This is a genomic window from Bacteroides sp. ET225 (assembly GCF_024733745.1).
Lineage (GTDB): Bacteria > Bacteroidota > Bacteroidia > Bacteroidales > Bacteroidaceae > Phocaeicola > Phocaeicola excrementipullorum.
Window position 1 is genome coordinate 1 of the sequence record NZ_JANRHN010000063.1, and the last position, 6029, is coordinate 6029.

Consider the following 6029-nt stretch of genomic DNA (forward strand, 5'->3'; position numbering starts at 1 on the left):
CGCATCCTCCTTCTTCATCAGGGCTTCGTAGGCGGCATTCAGTCGTACAGTGTCTACCATAACATACGCACTCTGCTGCGCTTTCGCTGAAAGCGACAAAGCAAATGCTGCAAAGAATAATAACAAAGGTCTCATAGATGTGATTGTTTATGGGTTATTTAATTGTGATTGTAATTCCATCGCTGCCATACTTGTCTAAGAAATCATTCAGATTTTATGAAACAACTAAATTTTCATTTTTTCATCTGCTTTTTGCAAGTAACGCTTCTTTTATCCGTGCCGGAGTGCCCATGTGCTCAAAGAAATCTGTCACCTGTTTTTTCTCCATGGTAGAGAATGTGGTAGGCATCAGTTTCTCTATTTCTGCCAAGGACAGTTCGATGCCGTTCACGAAATATTTGTTGGTAACGTAGTTGATGAATGATTCCAAAGTCGGTTTGCTTTTCAGCATGTCTTCGAACAGCTGGAGCGACTAGGTATATGCTTCGGATGCTTCACCGTTTCTTCCGTTCTTCAGCAATATGTTATCTTTCCCTAAGTAGTAATACGGATTACGTTTGTCCACATATTGTTCTGCGTCAAGAATGGTCTGCAAGGCTTCTTCCGAACACTTCAAAGACTCCAGGATGTCGGCTTTGTTGCCGTAAGCGTTTACCAGCGACGGGTCTATGGCAATTGCTTCGTCCAAAAGTTTAAGAGCCGTTTCCAAAGAATCCGAATGCATGCTCATGCGTTCCGTCCTGTTGTTTTTGGCAAGGGCCTTCGGAGAATAACTGTTTTGAGCCGCCAATAAAGAAGCGCAAAAAGCAAAAATGATGGTAATTGCATAAGTTTTCATTGTGCTCAAATTTTGATTAGCCATTACTAAAATAGTCGATTAATATCTTACAAATCTGCAACTGTGGTTTATTGCAGATGGGTATTAGTTTCTTTAAAGTATGCCGTACGGGTAGCCTTCCCTACGTTGCTAATCATGTAGTGTCCATCGACCTGCTCCACCGTCAAAGGTATCTGTATAACCCGTTTGGCATACTTGTCTTGATAAATTACCGCATAATTGTTTCCTCGTATATGGACTACTCTTATACTCTCTATGCCGTCCATGCTTGCATCTTGTGCGCAGATAAGGGCATCTGCTCCGCTTTCCTGCGACATCTTCCTTGCCTGCTCCATTGCTTTTGGGGTAAGACAGGCCCGTTTCAGGGAATCCTCGAAAGCCTGCGAATGGGGCATGACCGCCATGTATTCCATATATTTCCTATAGAAATCGTACAGCATCCTTACGGGTGCTGAAGCTTCCTCCGGACTTTCAACTGTACTTCTTGTTTGTACCGTTTGTCCTTGCGAAGCAGATGCGAGGAATAGAATCAAAAACAAGAGTAAGAACTTCGTTTTCATAATTGGTGTTTTTAAGTTGGACAAATGATTTTTTATAACTTCTTATAGTTAGCTTATATAACATAAAAGAAGCATTCTGCTATGGAAACTCTATAATATTGGATTAAAAATTCTGATAATTAATCTTTTATTTAATTCAATCTAAACTCATTTTTAACGTCTTAATATCGTATATTCCGTATTTGGATTTTCACGGTAAGCAGGTCCTCCATACATGTCTCGTTGTACAAAATCCGAAATCCAATATTGTCCATTATACATAGCGACATGCCCGTGTTGATGTCCTTCTATTGCTTCAAAAACTACGATGTCTCCAGCCTGAGGAACATATACCCCGGATGTTATAGAAGAACTCACGGTATAAAAGCCTCGTTCTTGTAGCCATGTATCATAATCACACGCATCTATTGGATGACCATTTGTTAATAATCCACCAGCTTCCAGTGCCTGTCGTATAGCTTTTGCGCATTGCTGGGTTGAGGTTGATTGCGCATGAGAAGTTAAATATGATACAGTTTCATTCACATTATATCCTCCATCGCTTATTTTTCCTCCATCAGGCCCTATTACTCCTAAGCCTTCAACATATCCACCATTCCATAAGCCGCTGGCCATCATAGCTAAATATTCTTGATAGGTGTAAGTTTGAGAACCATACAGTCCGCTTGGGGGCATTGTCCCTCCTATGTATGTACGTTGCTCTGTTTCATTGATGATCGGCATTATTTTAGCCAACTCATCCAAACTTTTTCTCGTAATCTTTTTCATAAAAATTCCGTTTTTAAATGTTAGGCATATATTACTTCATTGTAACCTTTTGATAAATCCCCAAAGTCTTTTTTACCATTGTATTCAGACAAAACTTTTCCTCGTAAAGTTTGCGGGCATTTTGTTCCAATTTCATCCGTAATAAAGGATTATTGATTAATCGCTTGATTTGCTCTTTTAGCCGGATAACATCTACCGCTAGTCCCTCTGTTTCTGAAAAATTAACCGGCACTTTCAATGCATTTACTTCATCGGCAAACATTTCGTCCAAGCCGTCAATTCCTGTAGTAACTATTGGCAGGGCGAACATGGCCATCTCAATAGCTACATAGCTGCACTGTTCCTGCAAGGAAGCTATGACTCCCACGTCGCATGTCTGGTAGTATTCTTTCAATTCTGCCAAGGAAATTCTTCCTACAAAATCAGCTTCTACATCTGCATATTCCTTTCGTAATGTTTCTAAGTAATTGCTTTGTCCTCTTCCTGCTACAGTCAGAGACAAGCAGTAGCCTTCTGTCTGAAGCATTCTTAATGCCTGTAAAATGTATACAAGGCCTTTGGAAGGAGATATAGAGCCTACATACAATAGGCGGAAAGGTACTCGCTGATTGTCATTGCGTCTGCAAGCGTTATCATTCAGATTCAAATCGGGCATTCCATTGTATATTACAGAAACGTTTACATTCTCACCCAGCAGAGACGTTATGAAACGATGTCCGTTTTCGGTGACGCAAACGATATGGTCTGCTTCCTCATAGGCTTTCAGTTCGTTATGGCAGGACATTGCCATGCTTGCCTTTTGTTGTTGCATTCCGTCAATGCAGAATTGTTTGTAGAGTCGGTTGAAGCGTTGTGTGTCTCTATTATACAATCCTTTCCAAGGAATGCAGTGCAGGTGAGTTACAATGCGGCAATTTGGAACCTGGTTTTTTACCAATAGGGCAAAGTCAATCAAATTCAGCGTATGTAAGTGCAAAATATGCCAGCCATCGTCAACAAATACTTGTTTTATAAGACCGAATGCCAGTTTGTTGTACTGTTCCATCCAGAAAGGTTCGTTCATTGTACCGTCCGGATGTTGCGGGAGTGGTATTATGACCTGTCTTTTGCCTTCCGGCAGTTCTTTTATCGAAACGAACGTTACGCGCGGACTGAATTGGAACACGATGCGGCAAACGCGGACGGAAGCATAGTGGCGTAGCCCTTCTTGCAGTACGTGTAAATAACGGCTTACTCCCGTTGTATCTTCCGTACTGTTTATATCCAGCAAGTATAGATTTATCTGTTTCATAATCCATCGTTACAAAGGTCGTAATACATCGTTTCTTTTTCTTCCGGTAGCATCGTTCACAGCCCACAATATCAGACGGGATACTCCGTGTTGGTAGCCGGCATAGAAGGTAGAGGCTGGTATATGAGTTGTCAGATAATCTTCCCAATATTCTGCATCTGCATCGCTGAAACACATCTGCATTTCTTCTGCTTTTTGCCGATAAGGCAGTTCGTGCAGCGGTCGGAACAAAAAATCTACTTGTGCGGCAAGAGTAGAATTCTGCCATTCGAATTTGGATACAGAAATCTCCAAATGCGACCGAGCTTGTACTTGCAAATCATCGATGAATGCTTGTTCGGCAACCTTTCTAATGGCATAGTCAATATAATACATGTGTTCTTGAGATTCACAGGCATGTGCATATGCGTATAGCGACATCCACTCACCCGGTTGGAGTGACAACTTGCGGCAATAAAGCGACAAGGAAAGGTATTGTTTGAAAAGAACTAACCAATGTGCCATTTCTTCGGCAGAAGCGTTTGTCCGTGATGCTTGCTGCAGCAGTTCTTCCGACATGCGTCTGAACAGCTTGTCTTCCAATTCCCGGATTTCCGGTTTGTTTGTCCATTTAGAATAATGGTGCAGGAAATAAATGGCGGGGTAAAGACTGCGTTTGCCAGTTTCTTCGCATTGTTTTTGTTGCCTGCCTATCTGCTGGCAAATAGTCAAAGCTTGCTTGCCAAACACATCTTCAAACTCGGTCTCTATAAAACCGTTTTCTAATAGATACAGTACGGTATACCCAATGCCCGACAACCCGTTCTCGAAGCTAATATCTTGAGTTCTGACCAATAAAGCTTCTTGCAACAGTTGGCTGGCTTGTTCTTCCAGATATTCGTCTGCAAGCACGCGGGAAGCCTCGAACAATGTCAAAGACATGCCGGCTTTGCCATTGTAGAGTCCACTTAACCCCACAGTACATGCGTTGAGCGCTACGTAATAGCTCATCTTCGCAAGAATCTCTTTATTGATGCAATATGGTTTCATAGATAGATTTCCTCTAAGTTCTTTTTCTCTTTGAAATCATACAGTGCCATTCCCCGCAACCTATAGTAAGCTGCATAGGTGTCTCGCATGGCTGAATAGAATTGCAGCATCGTTTCGTGTTGTTTTTGCAATGCGTCGGTCAATTCGTACACAGATACGTGCCCCAGTGCAAAACTTTTGATGGCTAACTGGTACTGTTCGCGTGACAATTTATAAGCGCGTTCGGACAATTGCCATAAACCGACAGAATGATTATAGTTGTCGGTGCATTCTTTTATCTCATCGCGAAACTTGCGAATAGTGTTTTCTATCTCAAGATTACGTGCCTGATAGGTGTTGCGGGCTATCTTCCGTTTATTTCGGTTGATGCCCCATTGCCAGATGGGAATTTGGAAACTGAGAGTAACCGTTTGCAACTTGTTGGCATGGCGGTAAGCGTCTGTAAAATTTTCGGCATATTGGTTGATGCCATAATTCAGGCTGAGATTACCATTGAAGCGCGTTTCCATTTTGGCATTGAAAAAATCTTTTTCTGCTTCCAGTCTGTTCATTTCTTGTTCTGTCAACGTAGGATTATTCTGCTTCACGTAATATTCCACCTCTTGGCGTTCGATTAGAGAAGGCAGGTCGAAGTCAGGCAAAATTAGTGTACCGCTGCTTCTCTCAAGTCCTAAATATGTGCAAAGGGCCCGGAAAGATTCTTTATACTGTTTCCGTGCCAGTCTGTAGTTAAGTTGCAATTCAATCGTTTGCAGTTCCACTTGCCGATAGTCGTATTCAGTGATATGTCCATGGGTTAATTTAGTCTTGGCAATAGAAAGCAAGGTGTCGTTTGCAGCACTGTTGAGCAATGTCAGTTCACTTTCCAGCTGATGAGATAAAGCTATGAAAAATAACTCCAATGCTTCCTCTTGGATTTTAGAAATCTTGGAGCAATATTTCTTTATGGAGATGCTATGTTCCGCTTCTTGTATTTTTTTATCGAAAAGGAACAATTTGCGGCCTCCCCATAGTTGCTGGGAATAGCTAACAAAGAAAGGAGAAGTTGTGAAGCTATGCCGCTTGTCGGAAAATTCATTTAGGTAGCTTAAATTTGTACCGATTTGGAGGCTTCCCCCTGTAAACCCGATACGTTGGCTGATTGTGATGCCTGCCGAGCTGCTGTTGGCATAATCTTCTACCGATGAATAACTGCCGTCCTCCGGACTTTGAAGCAGGCGCAATGAACGATTGAAAGCTACTGGGTTGAAGGAAAAAGAAACGGAAGGCAGGAGACCTTTCCGATAATTTTCATATTGAAGCAGATCATTCTGATGTTCTTTTTGTTCTATTTGTGCAACAGGCGATTGTAAAACATACACGTGCAATACCTCATTCAATCTTAAGGTAGATAATTCTTGCGCTGTTAACTGGCTTGGAAATAACAGGCACAAAAAAAACAGATATAATGCACCGCCTTTCATAAGGTGTTGTAGATATTTATATTATAAAGATAAATCAAAAAAGTGAATAATGGGATATTTCCATGTTAATTATAATAAAA

Annotated in this window: 7 protein-coding genes; all 7 read right to left on the reverse strand. The window is 41.5% G+C overall.

The features are described from left to right. Positions 1–241: 241 nt before the first annotated feature. The 7 genes from NW212_RS14955 to NW212_RS14985 all read right to left on the reverse strand — a co-directional run bounded on the left by NW212_RS14955 (position 242) and on the right by NW212_RS14985 (position 5949). Positions 242–451 (reverse strand): hypothetical protein, encoded by a 210-nt coding sequence (locus NW212_RS14955; protein ID WP_258339413.1) that lies wholly within the window; start codon positions 449–451, stop codon positions 242–244. Between the two features lie 21 nt (positions 452–472). Further along, positions 473–838: a tetratricopeptide repeat protein gene (locus tag NW212_RS14960; RefSeq protein ID WP_258339414.1), complete on the reverse strand. Its 366-nt coding sequence runs from the start codon at positions 836–838 to the stop codon at positions 473–475. Between the two features lie 68 nt (positions 839–906). Continuing rightward, the gene (locus NW212_RS14965) at positions 907–1398 is read right to left on the reverse strand and encodes a hypothetical protein (RefSeq protein ID WP_258339415.1); all 492 of its coding nucleotides are present in this window, start codon (positions 1396–1398) and stop codon (positions 907–909) included. Between the two features lie 153 nt (positions 1399–1551). Further along, positions 1552–2166, reverse strand: coding sequence for a hypothetical protein (locus tag NW212_RS14970; protein ID WP_258339416.1), 615 nt, complete (start codon positions 2164–2166; stop codon positions 1552–1554). A 31-nt stretch (positions 2167–2197) separates the two neighbouring features. After that, positions 2198–3229 (reverse strand): glycosyltransferase, encoded by a 1032-nt coding sequence (locus NW212_RS14975; RefSeq protein WP_258339417.1) that lies wholly within the window; start codon positions 3227–3229, stop codon positions 2198–2200. Between the two features lie 237 nt (positions 3230–3466). After that, complete coding sequence (locus NW212_RS14980) at positions 3467–4348, reverse strand: hypothetical protein (RefSeq protein WP_258339418.1); 882 nt, start codon at positions 4346–4348, stop codon at positions 3467–3469. A 134-nt stretch (positions 4349–4482) separates the two neighbouring features. Then, complete coding sequence (locus NW212_RS14985) at positions 4483–5949, reverse strand: TolC family protein (protein ID WP_258339419.1); 1467 nt, start codon at positions 5947–5949, stop codon at positions 4483–4485. Between the last annotated feature and the right edge of the window lie 80 nt (positions 5950–6029).

Coding starts and splice junctions, on each gene's coding strand:
- NW212_RS14955 (WP_258339413.1), bottom strand. CDS start 451: ATGCTGAAAAGCAAACCGACTTTGGAATCATTCATCAACTACGTTACC.
- NW212_RS14960 (WP_258339414.1), bottom strand. CDS start 838: ATGAAAACTTATGCAATTACCATCATTTTTGCTTTTTGCGCTTCTTTA.
- NW212_RS14965 (WP_258339415.1), bottom strand. CDS start 1,398: ATGAAAACGAAGTTCTTACTCTTGTTTTTGATTCTATTCCTCGCATCT.
- NW212_RS14970 (WP_258339416.1), bottom strand. CDS start 2,166: ATGAAAAAGATTACGAGAAAAAGTTTGGATGAGTTGGCTAAAATAATG.
- NW212_RS14975 (WP_258339417.1), bottom strand. CDS start 3,229: ATGAACGAACCTTTCTGGATGGAACAGTACAACAAACTGGCATTCGGT.
- NW212_RS14985 (WP_258339419.1), bottom strand. CDS start 5,949: ATGAAAGGCGGTGCATTATATCTGTTTTTTTTGTGCCTGTTATTTCCA.